General features: G+C 48.7%; 2 protein-coding genes. Both read left to right on the forward strand.

From position 1 onward, the window contains the following. Positions 1 to 99: 99 nt before the first annotated feature. On the forward strand, positions 100 to 360 hold the full coding sequence (locus AS136_RS25930) for a hypothetical protein (RefSeq protein WP_012968162.1): 261 nt from the start codon (positions 100 to 102) through the stop codon (positions 358 to 360). Continuing rightward, complete coding sequence (locus AS136_RS27800) at positions 360 to 596, forward strand: hypothetical protein (protein WP_071599419.1); 237 nt, start codon at positions 360 to 362, stop codon at positions 594 to 596. The genes AS136_RS25930 and AS136_RS27800 overlap by 1 nt, the downstream gene beginning before the upstream one ends. Positions 597 to 715 lie beyond the last annotated feature (119 nt).

Below are 715 nucleotides of genomic sequence, written 5' to 3' on the forward strand. Positions count from 1 at the left end.
TGAGCGAACAGCGGACATCGTGACTCGAACAGGATTCATGCTAAGATGAAAAGGCATTTAATTGCCAGAAGTTGGCGAAGCCAATGAAAGGGATACGTAATGTTTACCCCAGAGTTTATAAATGAAGAACGCGGCGAATTTCTCCTTGTGGCCAACCACGCTCTGGCATCACCGGAATCGATAAAACTCAGTATTGCATACAATATTGCCAGAATAAGCTGGGGGCTATCGCAGCTTCCACCGCACATTCAAACTTGCCGGGTCGTCTATGACATCAGAGGGCAATCCATCCCAGATCAGGTTCAGGCCCAGATCAGGCAAGCACTTGAGCAGATAGCCATGGTGGAGTTTAAGAGCTGATGGGACTTCAGTTAATTATCAAAGCAGAACGTAACAAGATAGAAAAAGCATTGGGATCGCTGACACCAGAATGTGAAATATTCCCGGTCGCTGAAGGCCTTTTCGGTATTTCCATTTCGGAGCGAAGTCTCTCATCCGCGGGTGAATCTGCAGTTCTAAAAAAACTTGAACCACTCACACGTTTTGACCTGTGGCAGGGAGCCTGGCAAGAACCCAGGCGACGTTGGTTTTGGTGAGTTTCAGCGCTGAGTGAGATGGGGAAGTCGCATTGCGTGCTGGACGCAGATCGCCTGTCTTCATTAGCAAAGCGGCTTAAGGCTCTCAGTACTCAGATATGAATGTCCGCTCCTGGCAC

The sequence above is a fragment of the Klebsiella sp. D5A genome (assembly GCF_001620885.1).
Classification (GTDB): Bacteria; Pseudomonadota; Gammaproteobacteria; order Enterobacterales; family Enterobacteriaceae; genus Klebsiella; species Klebsiella variicola.

Coding starts and splice junctions, on each gene's coding strand:
- AS136_RS25930 (WP_012968162.1), top strand. CDS start 100: ATGTTTACCCCAGAGTTTATAAATGAAGAACGCGGCGAATTTCTCCTT.
- AS136_RS27800 (WP_071599419.1), top strand. CDS start 360: ATGGGACTTCAGTTAATTATCAAAGCAGAACGTAACAAGATAGAAAAA.